The following is a 15846-nucleotide window of genomic DNA, read 5'->3' on the forward strand; positions in this document are numbered from 1 at the left end:
GTATTCGATGATCTCGCCCGGCCGCACGCTCTCGCGCTCCACCAAAACCTCCTCGCCCCCATCCGTCATCTCGACAATGCTGAACGTCAGTTCGCTGGAAAGATCCTGGGCAAAAACCGGGGCCGCGCAAAAGACACTCATGACGCCGGCGGTCCCGCCGTACAGGGTTCTGCTTATCTTGTCTTTCATGTTCGATGTCCTTCTTGTGGAAGTGCAGGGAAAGGAATTCGGCCAGTCGTTGCCGTCCTTTCCTCACAATATCCACGAATTGCAGGCATCTAGTTCATCCGGGAGGGTAGTAATTCGTGCATCGGGTGAACTCCTGTCCACAGGCATATATTGATGCGGCCTTGCGGATGTATTCTCCGGCGTTGTCAGCCCCGGCTGAAACGTGAAATGCCCGCCATGGGAATGGCGGGCATTTGCAGCAGGTCGGAATTATATTTTGAATTCAGGCGTCAGAGCCTCGGACGCGTGCCTGAATGACCGCGAAGAGCACGATCGAGCATTGCGTGCTCAGGACGTAGCCGAGGAAGGAGGCGAGGAGCCCGTAACCCATGAGCAGCATTGCCGCGGCGAGCATCATGCCCGTCAGCATGGAGAGGACCAGCAGGCCCATCACATGATTGCCGCCATCATCGTCCGAGATCATCTCGTTGAATTGCGGCGCGGGCAGGTCGAGGGGGCGGTTCAGCGGCTGGGTGTTCATGTCGTGCTCCTGCGGTTTCGGGTTGAGATCATATTGACCCGATCTGGAGAATCTTTCCGACGGCGGCTGGATATGAATCGATGTCTGAGGTCTCAATGCCTCTCCATCTGCAGGGGCTATCCTATCCGATAGGCGTGTCGGAATGTTCCGCGACGTACCGTCACGACGTGACCTCACGCCAAGCGCCTTGAAATTTTCACAAAGGGCAGGAGATTGTGACCCATATCGCGGGTCCGGTTGTCTGTCGAATAGGTCGGATCAATTCAAAAGGATGTACCATGCATATTCTGATTGCCGATGATCACGACCTCGTTCGCGAAATGATGGCCTCCTATCTGGAGAAGGAGGGCGGGATAAAAGTGACCCAGTCCGCCAATTACGACCAGGCTTTCACCGAATTGAAAAAGAACGGCCCCTTCGAACTCGTTCTTCTCGATTACAAGATGCCCGGAATGCGCGGGCTCGAGGGGCTCAAGCAGGCGCTTGGCGCCAGCGGCGGCAATCCTGTCGCGCTGGTGTCGGGCGACGCCGATCGCACGGTCGCGGAAGAGGCGCTGGGGGCGGGTGCGGCAGGGTTCCTCCCCAAGACCATGTCCGCCAGATCCGTCATCAACGCCGTGAAGTTCATGGCGCTGGGGGAGACCTTCGCGCCGATCGATTTCATGACCGCAAAGGACGAGGACAACCCGGCCGCCGGTCACCTGACCAAGCGCGAGCAGCAGGTGCTCAAGGGGCTGTCGGTCGGAAAGTCCAACAAGGAGATCGGCCGCGATTGCGGGATTCAGGAGGTCACCGTCAAGCTGCACGTCAAGACGCTGTGCCGCAAGCTCGGTGCCCGGAACCGCACCCAGGCCGCCATTGCCGCCAAGGATCAGCGGCTGATCTGAGCCGCACCCGGCGCATGTGTGCGAAACCTCGCTTCGGACAGGGAGCGGCTGCCGCGACGGCCCGCGATCGCGACATGATGGGGCGGGCCGTCCTTGATCGGGCGTTCGATCGTCAGGCGGGCCGTCGCATCGCACCTTCGTTCGGGTAGTCCCGCCATCTGAAGGGCATGCTCGGCCCGCTCCTTCTGAAGGCCAGGATGCGTTCGACCGCTCTTGATGACCGGAAGGGCGCCCGCCTCACCCCGTCTTTCGTGACCTCATGCCTCCACGCCTTGTCGGCGAGGAGGTATTGTCATGTCGATCACGTTGCCTGTCGGAAGCCTCGTGCCCGATACTGCCGCGACCTCCAGCCTCTTTGGTGGCAATGTCCTCGCCACGCGGTCGAGCATGACCGGCGAGGGATCGTATGACGAGGCCGTCGACGGGCTGAACGTCGCGGGGCTTCGATATCCCGGAGGCTCGCTGACCGAATACTGCTTTGACATTTCGGACCCCGACGCCGCCGAAACGATCGACGACCGGACGGGCGAGGCGACGGATTTCATCCCCTTGTCGGAGTTCATGTCCTACGCCGGGATGAACGGACATGCCGTGACGATCGTGCTTCCGACCCGGACGCAATTCGGCACGCAAGTGGATGCCGATGGCAACCGGTCTCCCGAGATAGACGAGGACGCCCTGCGCGATTTCGTTCATGACCTGCTGATCGGCGAATATGGCGATGCGCAGGTCCGCGCCCTTGAGATCGGCAATGAGTATTGGGGGTCGGGCGAATGCAATGCCGTGGAGTACGGTCGGCTCGCGGCCGAGATGTCGCGGATCGTCCGGGACGAGCTCGATCTGGTGGAGCGGCTCCATGGCATCGACACGTCCCGGACGAAGCTGCTCGTCCAGATGGGCAGCAACCACGGCAGTTCCTGTCTTTCGGACGCCTATGAGGGTCAGGACGGCATGCAGGCGATCGCGGAGTTGACGGCGCGCTTTCCCTCATCGGATATTTCCGAGGACTGCCTCTATACCAGCGGCGACGTCAACTGGACTAAAGCCAATGATGCCTTGATCCGCATGTCCTTCGACACGGTCGAAAGCCGTGACGCGATCGACGGGGTGGTCGCCCATGTCTATTCCCGAGGCACCACCTTCAGCAGGCAGTTCGCTCTCGACTGCATCCGCTCCGGCTGGCTCGAACAGGAGGGGTTCGAGGATCTGGAGATCCACGTGACCGAATGGAACCAGCGGATGCGAGAACGCCCCGACGGCGCCGAGCCGGGGGGGCTGGTGCAGGCGCAGGAGATGCTCGAACTGGTCGAGGACTTCATGTCGTCGGGCGTGGAGCAGGCGCATGTCTGGCCCTTGATCCAGAACACGACGAACGCCCTCGCGCCGGGGTTCGGCTACGACGCGCCGTCCGTCGCAGGCGAGATGTTCTCTATGATGTCGCGGCACCTTCCGGGCAAAAGCCTCGTCGACATGGTGGCGAACGACCCCGACGAGACGGAGTTCAGCGCGGGAGAGGCCGACATTCACGCATTCGTGGGCGACGGCGACATGCTGCTCTATGTTCTGTCCAAGGCTGACACGCCGGTTTCGATGGACATCGACCTTTCCGCATTCCTTGCGGCCGCAGGCAGGGTCGAGATGTCCATTCTCGGACGAAGCCCAGATGCCGAAGGCGCGGAGCGCGCGCTACATGTGGCGCAGGGGCGGGATCAACCACCCGGACCGTCGCACGACATGACCGTCGAGTGCGATCTGGCGGCGGACGAGATCATGCAGGTGGTCATCCATGACATCGTCCCGACCGAGACATTTGCTGCGGTCCTTGGTGCCCCGGCGTCCGGGGATGTTTCATCGGAACCGGTGTCTCCCGACGGCTTCGAGGTGGATGATGCCTCTTCAACGGATGGTATCGAACAGCTCGCGCCTCCGGAGGAAACGGAGGCTTCGGAGGATGGCAACTGGGCAGGACTGTCGGCGGCCTTGGCGCTTCTGCCGTTGCTGGCTCTTTTCGGGGTCTAGGCGGTTCGTTCCGGCAATGGGGCCCTTCGCCCATGCCATCCGTCGCACTCCCTCCACGCCAGCCTGTCGGCGGCACGCGCAACCCGTGCGCAGGTGCAGGACAGCGGGCGCGAGGGCGTCGGAGAAAGGGTTTGCATCCTCGACCCGTGTCGGTTAGGGACAGCGCTCATTCACCTAGTCCACCGGAATCAGGGTGACCCTCTCGATGATGAAAGGGGCCTTCCGGTGATGTCGAAAGGACAGACCCATGGCGCTCCATGCCAAGGAACTCCGCGACAAGTCCGCGGACCAGCTCCGCGAGCAACTCGTCGACCTCAAGAAAGAAGCGTTCAACCTGCGCTTCCAGCAGGCCACCGGCCAGCTCGAGAACACCGCGCGCATGCGCGTCGTCAAGCGCGGCGTCGCCCGCATCAACACCATTCTGAACCAGAAGGCGGCTGCGGCCGCCGGCACGGAGGCCTGAGCCCATGCCCAAACGCATCCTGCAAGGCGTCGTGACCTCGAACCAGAACGCGCAGACTATCACCGTGTCGGTCGAGCGTCGTTTCACGCATCCGGTTCTGAAGAAGACGATCCGTAAGTCCAAGAAGTATCGGGCTCACGACGAAGCGAACTCCTTCAATGTGGGCGACAGCGTCCGCATCCAGGAATGCGCTCCGAAATCCAAGACCAAGCGCTGGGAAGTGATCGCCGAGTAAGGCGTTTCATCTTCCAGCTTGAACGAAACCCTGGGGAGAAGGCCATTGAGAGCCCCCCAAAGGTCGGGAGAAACCCATGATCCAGATGCAGACCAATCTGGATGTCGCTGACAACTCCGGCGCACGCCGGGTGCAGTGCATCAAGGTCCTCGGCGGTTCGCACCGCCGGTATGCGTCGGTCGGCGACATCATCGTGGTGTCCGTCAAGGAAGCGATCCCCCGTGGCCGCGTGAAGAAAGGTGACGTCCGCAAGGCCGTCGTCGTGCGCACCGCCAAGGAAGTTCGCCGCGAAGACGGCACTTCGATCCGCTTTGACCGCAACGCGGCCGTCATTCTCAACAACAACAACGAGCCGGTCGGCACCCGTATCTTCGGGCCGGTGGTTCGTGAGCTGCGCGCGAAGAACTTCATGAAGATCATCTCGCTTGCGCCGGAGGTGCTGTAATGGCTGCCAAACTCCGCAAGGGTGACAAGGTCGTCGTTCTGACCGGCAAGGACAAGGGCAAGACCGGCGAGATCCTCTCGGTCAACCCCACCGCCGGCAAGGCCGTGGTCGAAGGGCTCAACGTCGCCATTCGTCACGTCAAGCAAAGCCAGTCCGACCAGGGCGGCCGCCAGCCCAAGTCGATGCCGATCCAGCTGTCGAACCTGGCCATCGTCGATGCCAACGGCAAACCGGCCCGTGTGGGCTTCCGCGAGGAAGACGGCAAGAAGGTCCGCTTCGCCAAGACAACCGGGGACGTGATCTGATGCTCGACACCGCGAACTACACCCCGCGTCTCAAGGCGTCTTTCGCCGACGAGATCAAGGCCAAACTCCGCGAGGAGTTCGGTTACAAGAACGACATGCAGATCCCGCGCTTGGACAAGATCGTCCTGAACATCGGCGCCGGGGCCGAGGCCGTCCGCGATTCCAAGAAAGCCAAGTCCGCTCAGGACGATCTTTCGACGATCGCCGGTCAGCGTGCCGTCGTCACCAAGGCCAAGAAGTCGATCGCCGGCTTCCGCGTCCGCGAGGACATGCCACTCGGCAGCAAGGTCACGCTGCGCGGCGACCGGATGTACGAATTCCTCGACCGCCTGATCACCGTGGCAATGCCCCGGATCCGTGACTTCCGCGGCGTCCCCGGCAAGAGCTTCGACGGCCGTGGCAACTACGCCATGGGCCTCAAGGAGCACATCGTGTTCCCGGAGATCAACTTCGACAAGGTCGACGAGGTCTGGGGCATGGACATCGTCATCTGCACCACCGCGAAGACCGACGCGGAAGCGAAGGCGCTGTTGAAGCATTTCAACATGCCGTTCAACAGCTGATCCGCGGGAGGAAAGAGAGATATGGCCAAGAAATCCATGATCGAACGCGAGAAGAAGCGCGAGCGTCTGGTGGCGCAATATGCCGCCAAGCGCGCCGAGCTCAAGGCGATCGCGAACGACAAAGACAAGCCCGTGGAAGAGCGCTTCAAGGCGAACCTGAAGCTCGCGCAACTGCCGCGCAACAGCTCGCCCACCCGTCTTCACAACCGCTGCCAGCTGACGGGGCGTCCGCACGCCTACTATCGCAAGCTGAAACTCAGCCGGATCATGCTGCGCGAGCTCGGCTCGAACGGGGAAATCCCCGGCATGGTCAAGTCGAGCTGGTAAGGAGGGTCCACAGATGAACGATCCCATCGGTGATATGCTGACCCGCATCCGCAACGCGCAGATGCGTCACAAGTCCACCGTCATCACCCCCGCCTCCAAGCTGCGCGGCTGGGTGCTCGATGTCCTCGCCGACGAAGGCTACATCCGTGGCTACGAGTCGACCACCGGCAAGGACGGGCACCCCGCTCTCGAGATCAGCCTGCGCTACTACGAAGGCGCTCCGGTGATCCGTGAGTTGAAGCGGGTCTCCAAGCCCGGTCGCCGCGTTTATATGAGCGTCAACGACCTCCCGGCTCCGCGCCAGGGTCTCGGCGTCTCGATCGTCTCCACGCCCCGCGGCGTAATGTCGGATGCAAATGCACGCGCAGCCAATGTCGGCGGCGAAGTGCTTTGCACCGTATTCTAAGGAGGGTCCGGAATGTCTCGTATCGGTAAACGCCCGGTCGCTCTGCCCAGCGGCGTGACCGCCAACCTGTCGGGCCAGTCGGTCGAAGTGAAGGGGCCCAAGGGCACCCGCAGCTTCACCGCCACCGACGACGTCACGCTGACGCTCGAGGATGGCGCGATCTCGATCACGCCCCGCGGCACGTCCAAGCGCGCACGTCAGCAGTGGGGCATGTCCCGCTCGATGGTGCAGAACCTCGTCACCGGCGTCTCGGAGGGCTTCAAGAAGGAGCTCGAGATCCAGGGCGTGGGCTACCGTGCCCAGATGCAGGGCAATGTCCTGAAGCTGGCGCTCGGCTACAGCCACGACGTGAACTTCGAGGTGCCGCAGGGCGTCACGGTCACGGCGCCCAAGCAGACCGAGATCGTGGTCGAAGGCATCGACCAGCAGCAGGTTGGACAGGTTGCGGCGAACATTCGCGAGTGGCGCGCTCCCGAGCCCTACAAGGGCAAGGGCATCCGCTACAAAGGCGAGTTCATCTTCCGCAAGGAAGGCAAGAAGAAGTAAGGACGCGAAAAAATGGCAAACAGCAAACGGGATCTGTTCCTGAAGCGCCGTCAGCGCGTCCGGAGCAAGCTGCGTAAGGTGAACGCGGGGCGTCCGCGTCTCTCCGTGCACCGCAGCAACAAGAACATCAGCGTCCAGCTGATCGACGACGTGAACGGCGTCACTCTCGCCTCGGCCTCCTCTTTGGAGAAGGATCTGGGCATCATCGGGAAGAACAACGTCGAGGCGGCCGCGAAGGTCGGTGCGGCGATCGCAGAGCGTGCGAAGGCGGCCGGCGTGTCCGAAGCCTATTTCGACCGCGGCGGCTTCCTGTTCCACGGCAAGGTCAAGGCGCTCGCTGACGCGGCCCGTGACGCCGGCCTGAAGATCTGAGGAGACGTAACATGGCAGAACGTGACAACCGTCGCCGCGACCGCGATGAGAACCCGGAATTCGCCGATCGTCTCGTGGCGATCAACCGGGTCTCCAAGACGGTCAAGGGCGGCAAGCGCTTCGGCTTCGCGGCGCTCGTCGTCGTCGGTGACCAGAAGGGCCGTGTCGGCTTCGGCAAGGGCAAGGCCAAGGAGGTCCCCGAGGCCATCCGCAAGGCCACCGAGCAGGCGCGCCGCAACCTGATCCGCGTGCCGCTGCGCGAGGGTCGGACCCTGCACCACGACATGGAAGGCCGCCACGGCGCCGGCCGTGTCGTCATGCGGGCGGCACCCGCGGGTACCGGCATCATCGCCGGCGGCCCGATGCGTGCGGTGTTCGAGATGCTCGGGCTTCAGGACGTCGTGTCCAAGTCGCTCGGCTCGCAGAACCCGTACAACATGATCCGCGCGACGCTGGACGGCCTCCGCGCCGAGCAGTCGCCGCGTGCGGTCGCCCAGCGTCGCGGCAAGAAGGTCGCCGACATTCTGCGCAAGCCCGAAGAGGCCGGCGCCGAAGTCGCCGAAGCCTGAGGAGAGCGGACATGGCAACCATCGTCGTCAAGCAGATCGGCTCGCCGATCCGTCGCCCCGCCGTTCAGCGTGCCACGCTGAAGGGCCTCGGGCTCAACAAGATGCACCGCACCCGCGAGCTCGAGGACACCCCCTCGGTGCGCGGCATGGTGAACTCGATCCCGCACCTCGTGCAGATCATCGAAGAAAAGGCCTGAGCCACCGGCTCAGCGCGAACGGGAAGGGCGCCGCGGGAAACCGTGGCGCCCTTTTCGCATGCCTTTGGGCATCGCCGCCAAGAAGCGGAAGCAGCAGGAAGCGACCGGAGCGGGGCAGAGGTCCGGCCTTCGCCTGTCCCGCACGGCTTGCATGCGCGGCGCGAGGATCGTATACGCCGCCGGTGGCCCTTTCGAGGGGTCCGAATCCATTCAATGAAGCCGCGTTTGCCCGTTCCGTCGCTGGGGGGCAGTTCCGGCAAAGGAGAAGCGACATGAAACTCAACGAACTGCGCGACAACCCGGGCGCCACCAAGAAACCCAAGCGCGTCGGCCGTGGTCCGGGCTCGGGCACCGGTAAAATGGGTGGCCGTGGCATCAAGGGTCAGAAGTCTCGTTCGGGCGTGGCCATCAAGGGCTACGAGGGCGGCCAGATGCCGCTCTACCAGCGTCTGCCCAAGCGCGGCTTCAACAAGCCGAACCGCCGCGAATACGCCGTCGTCAACCTGGGCCTGATCCAGAAGTTCATCGATGCGGGCAAGATCGACGCTGGTCAGGACATCACCGAGGATGCGCTGATCGCGTCGGGCCTGGTGCGCCGCAAGCGCGACGGCATCCGCGTTCTGTCCAAGGGCGAGTTCACCTCCAAGGCCAACCTCGCCGTGACCGGCGCGTCCAAGGGCGCGATCGAGGCGGTCGAGAAGGCGGGCGGCAAGCTCACCCTCACCGCACCGGCGGCCGCCGCCGAATAATCGGTGGCCGGGGGGCCTTGCGCTCCCCAGCCCCGTCACCGACTGTTCCCGCGCCGCCGACCGGAAGACCCCGGTCCGGCGGCGCTGACATGACATAGAGAGCCCCGATGGCATCAGCAGCAGAACAGATGGCCGCCAACATGAGCTGGGGGGCCTTCGGCAAGGCCACCGAGCTCCGTCAGCGGATCCTCTTCACGATCGGCCTCCTGATCGTCTACCGGCTCGGCACCTTCATCCCCGTGCCGGGGATCGACGGCGCCGCGCTGCGCAATTTCATGGAGAGCGCGGCCTCCGGCATCGGCGGCATCCTGTCGATGTTCACCGGCGGCGCCCTGAGCCGGATGGGCATCTTCGCCCTCGGCATCATGCCCTACATCTCCGCCTCGATCATCGTGCAGCTCATGGCCTCGATGTACGAGCCGCTCAAGCAGCTCAAGAAAGAGGGCGAGCAGGGCCGCAAGAAGATCAACCAGTACACTCGCTACTTCACCGTGGTGCTGGCGACATTCCAGGCCTACGGCCTCGCCGTCAGCTTGGAGGCGGGCGATCTCGTCACCGACCCGGGCCTGTTCTTCCGCGCCTCGACGATGATCACCCTTGTCGGCGGCACCATGTTCCTGATGTGGCTGGGCGAGCAGATCACCGCGCGCGGCATCGGCAACGGCATCTCGCTGATCATCTTCGTCGGCATCATCGCCGAAGTGCCCGCCGCTCTGGCGCAGTTCCTGAGTCAGGGCCGGTCCGGCGCGATCTCCCCGGCGGTGATCCTGCTGGTTGTCGCCATGGTGATCGGCGTGCTCACCTTCGTGGTGTTCATGGAGCGGTCCCTCAGGAAGATCCACATCCAGTACCCCCGCCGCCAGGTCGGCATGAAGGTCTATGACGGCGGCTCCTCGCACCTGCCGATCAAGGTCAACCCGGCTGGCGTGATCCCGGCGATCTTCGCCTCGGCGCTGCTGTTGCTGCCGACCACGCTCTCGACCTTCTCGGGCGGGCAGGGCGGTCCGGTGATGTCGACGATCCTCGCCTATTTCGGTCCCGGACAGCCGCTCTACCTGATCTTCTTCGCGGCGATGATCATCTTCTTCACTTACTTCTACACCCGCGAAGTGGCGTTCAAGACCGAGGAAGTCGCCGACAACCTCAAGAACCAGAACGGCTTCATCCCCGGCATCCGTCCCGGCAAGCGTACGGCCGAGTATCTCGACTACGTGCTGAACCGCATTTTGGTCCTCGGCTCGGCCTATCTGGCACTCGTCGCACTCCTGCCCGAGATCCTGCGCAGCCAGCTGGCGATCCCGTTCTACTTTGGTGGCACTTCGATCCTGATCATCGTGTCTGTAGGCATGGATACGATCCAGCAGGTGCAGAGCCATCTGCTCGCGCATCAGTACGAGGGGCTGATCGAGAAATCGCAGCTGCGCGGGAGGCGCGGCGGCAAGACCAACAAGACCAAGCCGAGGGGGCCCGCGCGCCGATGACCACGAACATCATTCTTCTGGGGCCGCCGGGGGCGGGCAAGGGCACGCAGGCCAAGCGTCTGGTCGAAGAGCGCGGCATGGTCCAGCTCTCGACCGGCGATATGCTGCGCGAAGCCCGCTCCTCGGGCACCGAGATGGGCAAACGCGTCGCCGCCGTCATGGACCGGGGCGAGCTGGTGACCGACGAGATCGTCATCGGCCTCATCCGCGAGAAGCTGACCTCCGGCAAGGCGTCGGGCGGTTACATCTTCGACGGGTTCCCGCGCACGCTGGCACAGGCCGACGCGCTGGGTGAGCTGCTCTCCGAACTCGGCCAGATGCTCGACCACGTGATCGAGATGCGGGTCGATGACGAGGTGCTCGTCGCACGGATCACCGGCCGGTCGACCTGCGCCAATTGCGGCGAGGTCTATCACGACGTGACCCGGCCCGTTCCCGCGAGCGGCGAATGCGCCAATTGCGGCTCGACCGAGATCAAGCGCCGGGCCGACGACAACGAGGACGCGCTGCGCACGCGGCTGCTCGCCTATTACAAGCAGACCTCGCCGCTGATCGGCTATTACCACGCCAAGGGCCAGCTCGAGAGCGTCGACGGCCTCGCCGCGATCGAGGCAGTCTCGGCCGAGATCGCGGGGCTTCTGGGCGCGCAGACCCAGGACGCCTGACAGCTCTGTCGAGGTCGCGGGCGGGGGGCTTGACCCGCTGCCCGCCAGCCCATAGACAGCCCCATCCCGAAAGGGAATCATTTCGCGCAGGTTAACGGGTCGCCCCCGGCCATGCGCGGATCACCTCGCAGGATGCGGCCCGGTTCGTCCGGGCCTCAGTTGTGAAAAAAGGCTCCGGTATCACGGAGCCGCAACGAAAGGACGCTAAACGTGGCACGTATTGCCGGCGTGAACATCCCGACCGCTAAGCGGGTTCCGATCGCCCTCACCTACATCACCGGTATCGGTGACACGACCGCCCGCCAGATCTGCGAAGCCGTCGGAATCGACGTGACCCGCAGGGTCAACGACCTGTCGGACGCCGAAGTTCTGGCCATCCGCGAGCACATCGACGCCAACCTCACCGTGGAAGGCGACCTGCGTCGCGAGACCACGATGAACGTCAAGCGCCTGATGGACCTCGGCTGCTACCGTGGCCTGCGCCACCGTCGCAACCTGCCGGTCCGCGGCCAGCGTACCCACACCAACGCTCGCACCCGCAAAGGCCCCGCAAAGGCCATTGCCGGCAAGAAGAAATAAGGGGACGCATCAATGGCACGTGATACCCGTCGCGGAGGCAAGAAGAAGGTCTCCAAGAACATCGCCGCAGGCGTGGCGCATGTGAACTCCTCGTTCAACAACACCAAGATCCTGATCTCGGATGTGCAGGGCAACGCGATCTCCTGGTCGTCCGCCGGCACCATGGGCTTCAAGGGGTCGCGCAAGTCGACCCCCTACGCCGCTCAGCTGGCCGCCGAAGACGCGGGCCGCAAGGCACAGGAACATGGCGTGAAGACGCTCGAAGTCGAAGTGCAGGGTCCCGGTTCGGGCCGCGAGAGCGCGCTGCGCGCTCTGGCCGCCGTCGGCTTCAACATCACCTCGATTCGCGACGTGACGCCGATGGCCCATAACGGCTGCCGTCCGCCCAAGCGCCGCCGCGTCTGAGTCTATACTACCTGTTCGGGGCCGCGCCTTGCTGCGCGGCCCCGAACCGTCATTTTGAAACCTCGGGCGTCCGGCTCTTCGGGACCATGGAGCACGGACAGGAATGGAGGGACGCATGATCCACAAGAATTGGGCCGAGCTGATCAAGCCGACGCAGCTTGACGTCAAGCCGGGCAACGATCCGTCGCGTCAGGCGACCGTGGTCGCTGAGCCGCTCGAGCGTGGCTTCGGCCTGACGCTCGGCAACGCGCTGCGCCGCGTGCTGATGTCGTCGCTTCAGGGTGCGGCCATCACCTCCGTCCAGATCGACAACGTGCTGCACGAGTTCTCCTCGATCGCCGGTGTCCGCGAGGACGTGACCGACGTGGTGCTGAACCTCAAGGGCGTGGCCATCCGCATGGAAGTCGAAGGCCCCAAGCGCCTCTCCGTGCAGGCGACCGGCCCCGGCGTCGTCACCGCCGGTGACATCTCCGAGACCGCGGGCATCGAGATCCTGAACAAGGATCACGTGATCTGCCACCTCGACGATGGCGCCAATCTCTACATGGAGCTGACCGTCAACACCGGCAAAGGCTATGTCGCGGCCGACCGCAACAAGCCCGAGGATGCGCCGATCGGCATGATCGCCATCGATGCCATCTACTCACCGGTCAAGAAGGTGTCCTACGACGTGCAGCCGACCCGCGAGGGTCAGGTGCTCGACTATGACAAGCTGACCATGAAGGTCGAGACCGACGGCTCGCTCACGCCCGATGACGCCGTGGCCTATGCGGCGCGCATCCTGCAGGACCAGCTGTCGATCTTCGTGAACTTCGACGAGCCGGAATCGGCCTCGGCCGGCGCGCTCGACGACGGGCTCGAGTTCAACCCGCTGCTGCTGAAGAAGGTCGACGAGCTCGAGCTTTCGGTGCGCTCGGCGAACTGCCTGAAGAACGACAACATCGTCTATATCGGCGACCTGATCCAGAAGACCGAAGCCGAGATGCTCCGCACCCCGAACTTCGGCCGCAAGTCGCTCAACGAGATCAAGGAAGTGCTGTCGGGCATGGGCCTGCATCTCGGCATGGACGTCGAGGATTGGCCGCCGGACAACATCGAAGACCTGGCCAAGAAGTTCGAAGACCAGTTCTGAGTTTCATTGGGGGCGGGTGACCGCCCCCGGCACGACCCGGGCATCCCGCCCCAAGGAGAGCGATCGACACGCATCGGTCGCCAGACAAAGCAAAACGCTATAGGAGACACCCAATGCGTCATGGAAGTGGCTATCGCCGCCTGAACCGTACCCACGAGCACCGCAAGGCGATGTTCGCGAACCTCGCCGGCTCGTTGATCGAGCACGAGCAGATCAAGACCACGCTGCCCAAGGCGAAAGACCTGCGCCGCGTGATCGAGAAGCTTGTGACCCTTGGCAAGCGCGGCGACCTGCACGCCCGCCGTCAGGCCGCGTCCCAGCTCAAGCAGGACGCCTATGTCGCCAAGCTGTTCGACATCCTCGGGCCGCGCTACGCCGAGCGTCAGGGTGGCTATGTCCGCGTTCTGAAGGCCGGCTTCCGCTACGGCGACATGGCGCCGATGGCGATCATCGAGTTCGTCGACCGCGACGTCGATGCCAAGGGTGCCGCCGACCGCGCCCGACTCGAAGCGGAAGACGCCGCCGCCGAGTGATCGGCAGAGTGATAGGGACCCGATCCCTAAGCGTAGCGCTCCACCCCGAAAGGGTGGGGCGTTTTTGGTTAATGTCGTAACGTCAATGACTTATGCCTTGGGAGGGCACCGGCGGTCTGCCTAGAAGGAAGGATATGTAGCATCCTTTCAGGAGTGAAGACGCCATGTCCCTCGGAGCCGGTATCGACCTGCATATTCGCCAGCTCGCCACTCTCGCGCCGGATGGGTTCTTCTTCGCGCTGCACATCCGTTTCGCCCTGCCGCTGATGAGCCATGAGACCTTTCCCGAGGGCTGGACGGAACGCTACACCGAGGAGGCCTACGCGCTGCGCGATCCGATCATCGCATGGGGCTTCAGCACCACCGGCACCTGTCGCTGGAGCGACATCGAGATCCCCGATCCTTTCGACATCTTCGGGCAGGCGCGCGAGTTCGGGATGAATTACGGCTTCTCGGTGGCCTGCGGTCCCGTCAAATCGCGCACCATCGCCTCGGCCTGCCGCCTCGACCGCGAGTTTGCCGACGAGGAGATCGCCAGCTTCGCCGCGGTGATCGAACATCTGCACGAGATCACGGAGCCGCCGCGCGCCCTTACCAAGGCGCAGATCGAGGCGCTGCAATGCATCGCCCACGGCGATCGCCACACCGCCGCGGCGGCCCGCCTCGGCATCTCGGAAAGCGCGCTCAAGGCGCGGTTGGCTTCGGCACGCACCACGTTGCTGGCCCGCACCACCGCCGAAGCGATCCAACGCGCTCGGAACTACCGGCTGCTCTGATCCGTGTTCCAAGGCCTCTACGGGACGCTCCGCCCGACCGGCCCCCATATTTCGGCAGCAATACCAAATCCCTTGGCAGTTATCCACAGCTGCACTAGATTTGGGGGCATGGCTGATCTGTTCGACAATTTTCCCGACACGCCCGTCCAGCCTCCGCGCCGCGGCACGGTGCCCGAGGCCGCGCACCGGCCGCTGGCCGACCGGCTGCGGCCCAAGGTGCTGGGCGAGGTGATCGGTCAGGAGCAGGTGCTGGGCCCCGAGGCCCCGCTCGGCGCGATGCTGGCGGCGGGATCGCTGTCATCTCTGATACTGTGGGGACCGCCCGGCGTCGGCAAGACCACCATCGCGCGGCTGCTGGCCGATGCGTCGGATCTGGCCTTCGTGCAGGTCAGCGCGATCTTCACCGGGGTCGCGGACCTTAAGAAGGTGTTCGAGGCCGCCAAGCTCAGGCGCGGGCAGGGGCGTGCCACCCTTCTTTTTGTCGACGAGATCCACCGCTTCAACAAGGCGCAGCAGGACGGTTTCCTGCCACATATGGAGGATGGCACGATCCTTCTCGTCGGGGCCACGACCGAGAATCCCTCCTTCGAGCTCAACGCCGCGCTTCTGAGCCGGGCGCAAGTGCTGGTGCTGACCCGGCTCGACCTCGCCGATCTCGAACGTCTGGCCCAGCGCGCCGAGAAGGAGCTGGGCAGGGCCTTGCCCCTCGATGGGGCGGCGCGTGAGGCGCTTCTGGAGATGGCCGATGGCGACGGGCGGGCGCTCTTGAACCTGATCGAGCAGGTGACGGCGTGGAAGACCGACACCCGGCTCGGGGTCGAGGCGCTGACATCGCGGCTGATGAAGCGGGCGGCCAAATACGACAAGTCCGGCGACGAGCATTACAACCTCATCTCGGCCCTGCACAAATCGGTCCGCGGCTCGGATCCGGACGCGGCGCTCTATTGGCTGGCGCGGATGCTGACCGGTGGCGAGGACCCGCGCTACCTCGCGCGGCGCATCACCCGCATGGCGGTCGAGGATATCGGGCTGGCCGATCCGCAGGCGCAGACGATCTGCCTTCATGCATGGGAAACCTATGAGCGGCTCGGCTCGCCCGAAGGCGAGTTGGCGCTGGGGCAGGCCGTGACCTATCTCGCCCTCGCGCCGAAATCCAACGCCGGATACGCCGCCTTCAAGGCGGCGATGGCCGAGGCGCGCAAGACTGGCTCCGAGCCGCCGCCCAAGCACATCCTCAATGCCCCGACCCGGTTGATGAAGGAGCAAGGTTACGGCAAGGGCTATGATTACGATCACGATGCCGAGGACGCGTTCTCGGGGCAGAACTACTTCCCCGAGACGATGAAGCGGCCGGTCTATTACACCCCCGTCGATCGCGGCCATGAGCGCGAGTTGCGCAAAAGAGTGGAGTTCTTTGCCGGGCTGCGCGAGAAGCGCAGGCGTAGTGGGGGCAGCTGAACCGGCCGATGCGGCGCTGTGTCCA

The 15846-nt window shown here is 64.1% G+C and carries 23 protein-coding genes and 1 pseudogene; 22 read left to right on the plus strand and 2 right to left on the minus strand.

Annotated features, from left to right (window positions below; all coding sequences use genetic code 11):
- Positions 1–189: pseudogene (locus tag ACJASC_RS13665) on the minus strand (hypothetical protein); the annotation flags it as partial.
- Positions 190–451: 262 nt separating this feature from the next.
- On the minus strand, positions 452–709 hold the full coding sequence (locus ACJASC_RS13670; protein WP_021693358.1) for a hypothetical protein: 258 nt from the start codon (positions 707–709) through the stop codon (positions 452–454).
- 278 nt (positions 710–987) lie between these two features.
- Between ACJASC_RS13670 and ACJASC_RS13675 the strand changes: the two genes are divergently transcribed.
- The 22 genes from ACJASC_RS13675 to ACJASC_RS13780 all read left to right on the plus strand — a co-directional run bounded on the left by ACJASC_RS13675 (position 988) and on the right by ACJASC_RS13780 (position 15821).
- The gene (locus ACJASC_RS13675; protein ID WP_415146561.1) at positions 988–1596 is read left to right on the plus strand and encodes a response regulator transcription factor; all 609 of its coding nucleotides are present in this window, start codon (positions 988–990) and stop codon (positions 1594–1596) included.
- A 294-nt stretch (positions 1597–1890) separates the two neighbouring features.
- Positions 1891–3615: a hypothetical protein gene (locus tag ACJASC_RS13680; protein WP_415146515.1), complete on the plus strand. Its 1725-nt coding sequence runs from the start codon at positions 1891–1893 to the stop codon at positions 3613–3615.
- Between the two features lie 247 nt (positions 3616–3862).
- The gene (gene rpmC / locus ACJASC_RS13685) at positions 3863–4078 is read left to right on the plus strand and encodes a 50S ribosomal protein L29 (protein WP_021693355.1); all 216 of its coding nucleotides are present in this window, start codon (positions 3863–3865) and stop codon (positions 4076–4078) included.
- A gap of 4 nt (positions 4079–4082) precedes the next feature.
- The gene (gene rpsQ / locus ACJASC_RS13690; protein ID WP_415146516.1) at positions 4083–4313 is read left to right on the plus strand and encodes a 30S ribosomal protein S17; all 231 of its coding nucleotides are present in this window, start codon (positions 4083–4085) and stop codon (positions 4311–4313) included.
- A gap of 76 nt (positions 4314–4389) precedes the next feature.
- On the plus strand, positions 4390–4758 hold the full coding sequence (gene rplN, locus ACJASC_RS13695) for a 50S ribosomal protein L14 (protein WP_017928025.1): 369 nt from the start codon (positions 4390–4392) through the stop codon (positions 4756–4758).
- Positions 4758–5063 (plus strand): 50S ribosomal protein L24, encoded by a 306-nt coding sequence (gene rplX, locus ACJASC_RS13700; protein WP_341214256.1) that lies wholly within the window; start codon positions 4758–4760, stop codon positions 5061–5063. The genes rplN and rplX overlap by 1 nt, the downstream gene beginning before the upstream one ends.
- Positions 5063–5626 carry a 50S ribosomal protein L5 gene (rplE, locus tag ACJASC_RS13705; protein ID WP_021693352.1) on the plus strand — a complete coding sequence of 188 codons (564 nt, stop codon included), beginning with the start codon at positions 5063–5065 and terminating at the stop codon, positions 5624–5626. The genes rplX and rplE overlap by 1 nt, the downstream gene beginning before the upstream one ends.
- A gap of 21 nt (positions 5627–5647) precedes the next feature.
- A complete protein-coding gene (gene rpsN, locus ACJASC_RS13710) occupies positions 5648–5953 on the plus strand; it encodes a 30S ribosomal protein S14 (RefSeq protein WP_017928028.1) in 306 nt (101 codons plus the stop codon).
- A gap of 13 nt (positions 5954–5966) precedes the next feature.
- The gene (gene rpsH / locus ACJASC_RS13715; protein WP_021693351.1) at positions 5967–6359 is read left to right on the plus strand and encodes a 30S ribosomal protein S8; all 393 of its coding nucleotides are present in this window, start codon (positions 5967–5969) and stop codon (positions 6357–6359) included.
- A gap of 12 nt (positions 6360–6371) precedes the next feature.
- On the plus strand, positions 6372–6905 hold the full coding sequence (gene rplF, locus ACJASC_RS13720) for a 50S ribosomal protein L6 (protein ID WP_021693350.1): 534 nt from the start codon (positions 6372–6374) through the stop codon (positions 6903–6905).
- A gap of 12 nt (positions 6906–6917) precedes the next feature.
- A complete protein-coding gene (gene rplR, locus ACJASC_RS13725; protein WP_021693349.1) occupies positions 6918–7277 on the plus strand; it encodes a 50S ribosomal protein L18 in 360 nt (119 codons plus the stop codon).
- Positions 7278–7288: 11 nt separating this feature from the next.
- Positions 7289–7846: a 30S ribosomal protein S5 gene (gene rpsE / locus ACJASC_RS13730; RefSeq protein ID WP_021693348.1), complete on the plus strand. Its 558-nt coding sequence runs from the start codon at positions 7289–7291 to the stop codon at positions 7844–7846.
- Positions 7847–7857: 11 nt separating this feature from the next.
- On the plus strand, positions 7858–8043 hold the full coding sequence (gene rpmD / locus ACJASC_RS13735) for a 50S ribosomal protein L30 (RefSeq protein ID WP_021693347.1): 186 nt from the start codon (positions 7858–7860) through the stop codon (positions 8041–8043).
- Between the two features lie 272 nt (positions 8044–8315).
- Positions 8316–8792, plus strand: coding sequence for a 50S ribosomal protein L15 (gene rplO, locus ACJASC_RS13740; protein WP_021693346.1), 477 nt, complete (start codon positions 8316–8318; stop codon positions 8790–8792).
- Between the two features lie 107 nt (positions 8793–8899).
- Positions 8900–10273 carry a preprotein translocase subunit SecY gene (gene secY / locus ACJASC_RS13745; RefSeq protein ID WP_021693345.1) on the plus strand — a complete coding sequence of 458 codons (1374 nt, stop codon included), beginning with the start codon at positions 8900–8902 and terminating at the stop codon, positions 10271–10273.
- On the plus strand, positions 10270–10938 hold the full coding sequence (locus tag ACJASC_RS13750; RefSeq protein WP_021693344.1) for an adenylate kinase: 669 nt from the start codon (positions 10270–10272) through the stop codon (positions 10936–10938). Before secY ends, ACJASC_RS13750 begins: the two co-directional genes overlap by 4 nt.
- 210 nt (positions 10939–11148) lie before the next feature.
- A complete protein-coding gene (gene rpsM / locus ACJASC_RS13755; RefSeq protein WP_415146517.1) occupies positions 11149–11517 on the plus strand; it encodes a 30S ribosomal protein S13 in 369 nt (122 codons plus the stop codon).
- Between the two features lie 12 nt (positions 11518–11529).
- Complete coding sequence (rpsK, locus tag ACJASC_RS13760) at positions 11530–11922, plus strand: 30S ribosomal protein S11 (RefSeq protein WP_021693342.1); 393 nt, start codon at positions 11530–11532, stop codon at positions 11920–11922.
- A 115-nt stretch (positions 11923–12037) separates the two neighbouring features.
- Complete coding sequence (locus ACJASC_RS13765; RefSeq protein WP_415146518.1) at positions 12038–13054, plus strand: DNA-directed RNA polymerase subunit alpha; 1017 nt, start codon at positions 12038–12040, stop codon at positions 13052–13054.
- A 113-nt stretch (positions 13055–13167) separates the two neighbouring features.
- A complete protein-coding gene (gene rplQ / locus ACJASC_RS13770; protein ID WP_021693340.1) occupies positions 13168–13587 on the plus strand; it encodes a 50S ribosomal protein L17 in 420 nt (139 codons plus the stop codon).
- Between the two features lie 164 nt (positions 13588–13751).
- Positions 13752–14363, plus strand: coding sequence for an autoinducer binding domain-containing protein (locus ACJASC_RS13775; RefSeq protein WP_415146519.1), 612 nt, complete (start codon positions 13752–13754; stop codon positions 14361–14363).
- Positions 14364–14471: 108 nt separating this feature from the next.
- Positions 14472–15821 (plus strand): replication-associated recombination protein A, encoded by a 1350-nt coding sequence (locus ACJASC_RS13780; RefSeq protein ID WP_415146520.1) that lies wholly within the window; start codon positions 14472–14474, stop codon positions 15819–15821.
- Positions 15822–15846: the final 25 nt, after the last annotated feature.

The sequence above is a fragment of the Limimaricola cinnabarinus genome, from assembly GCF_047631075.1.
GTDB classification, from domain to species: Bacteria; Pseudomonadota; Alphaproteobacteria; order Rhodobacterales; family Rhodobacteraceae; genus Limimaricola; species Limimaricola cinnabarinus.

What these genes read in the sequence shown, in the direction of transcription:
- ACJASC_RS13670 (WP_021693358.1), bottom strand. Translation starts at nt 709, where the DNA reads ATGAACACCCAGCCGCTGAACCGCCCCCTCGACCTGCCCGCGCCGCAA.
- ACJASC_RS13675 (WP_415146561.1), top strand. Translation starts at nt 988, where the DNA reads ATGCATATTCTGATTGCCGATGATCACGACCTCGTTCGCGAAATGATG.
- ACJASC_RS13680 (WP_415146515.1), top strand. Translation starts at nt 1,891, where the DNA reads ATGTCGATCACGTTGCCTGTCGGAAGCCTCGTGCCCGATACTGCCGCG.
- rpmC (WP_021693355.1), top strand. Translation starts at nt 3,863, where the DNA reads ATGGCGCTCCATGCCAAGGAACTCCGCGACAAGTCCGCGGACCAGCTC.
- rpsQ (WP_415146516.1), top strand. Translation starts at nt 4,083, where the DNA reads ATGCCCAAACGCATCCTGCAAGGCGTCGTGACCTCGAACCAGAACGCG.
- rplN (WP_017928025.1), top strand. Translation starts at nt 4,390, where the DNA reads ATGATCCAGATGCAGACCAATCTGGATGTCGCTGACAACTCCGGCGCA.
- rplX (WP_341214256.1), top strand. Translation starts at nt 4,758, where the DNA reads ATGGCTGCCAAACTCCGCAAGGGTGACAAGGTCGTCGTTCTGACCGGC.
- rplE (WP_021693352.1), top strand. Translation starts at nt 5,063, where the DNA reads ATGCTCGACACCGCGAACTACACCCCGCGTCTCAAGGCGTCTTTCGCC.
- rpsN (WP_017928028.1), top strand. Translation starts at nt 5,648, where the DNA reads ATGGCCAAGAAATCCATGATCGAACGCGAGAAGAAGCGCGAGCGTCTG.
- rpsH (WP_021693351.1), top strand. Translation starts at nt 5,967, where the DNA reads ATGAACGATCCCATCGGTGATATGCTGACCCGCATCCGCAACGCGCAG.
- rplF (WP_021693350.1), top strand. Translation starts at nt 6,372, where the DNA reads ATGTCTCGTATCGGTAAACGCCCGGTCGCTCTGCCCAGCGGCGTGACC.
- rplR (WP_021693349.1), top strand. Translation starts at nt 6,918, where the DNA reads ATGGCAAACAGCAAACGGGATCTGTTCCTGAAGCGCCGTCAGCGCGTC.
- rpsE (WP_021693348.1), top strand. Translation starts at nt 7,289, where the DNA reads ATGGCAGAACGTGACAACCGTCGCCGCGACCGCGATGAGAACCCGGAA.
- rpmD (WP_021693347.1), top strand. Translation starts at nt 7,858, where the DNA reads ATGGCAACCATCGTCGTCAAGCAGATCGGCTCGCCGATCCGTCGCCCC.
- rplO (WP_021693346.1), top strand. Translation starts at nt 8,316, where the DNA reads ATGAAACTCAACGAACTGCGCGACAACCCGGGCGCCACCAAGAAACCC.
- secY (WP_021693345.1), top strand. Translation starts at nt 8,900, where the DNA reads ATGGCATCAGCAGCAGAACAGATGGCCGCCAACATGAGCTGGGGGGCC.
- ACJASC_RS13750 (WP_021693344.1), top strand. Translation starts at nt 10,270, where the DNA reads ATGACCACGAACATCATTCTTCTGGGGCCGCCGGGGGCGGGCAAGGGC.
- rpsK (WP_021693342.1), top strand. Translation starts at nt 11,530, where the DNA reads ATGGCACGTGATACCCGTCGCGGAGGCAAGAAGAAGGTCTCCAAGAAC.
- ACJASC_RS13765 (WP_415146518.1), top strand. Translation starts at nt 12,038, where the DNA reads ATGATCCACAAGAATTGGGCCGAGCTGATCAAGCCGACGCAGCTTGAC.
- rplQ (WP_021693340.1), top strand. Translation starts at nt 13,168, where the DNA reads ATGCGTCATGGAAGTGGCTATCGCCGCCTGAACCGTACCCACGAGCAC.
- ACJASC_RS13775 (WP_415146519.1), top strand. Translation starts at nt 13,752, where the DNA reads ATGTCCCTCGGAGCCGGTATCGACCTGCATATTCGCCAGCTCGCCACT.
- ACJASC_RS13780 (WP_415146520.1), top strand. Translation starts at nt 14,472, where the DNA reads ATGGCTGATCTGTTCGACAATTTTCCCGACACGCCCGTCCAGCCTCCG.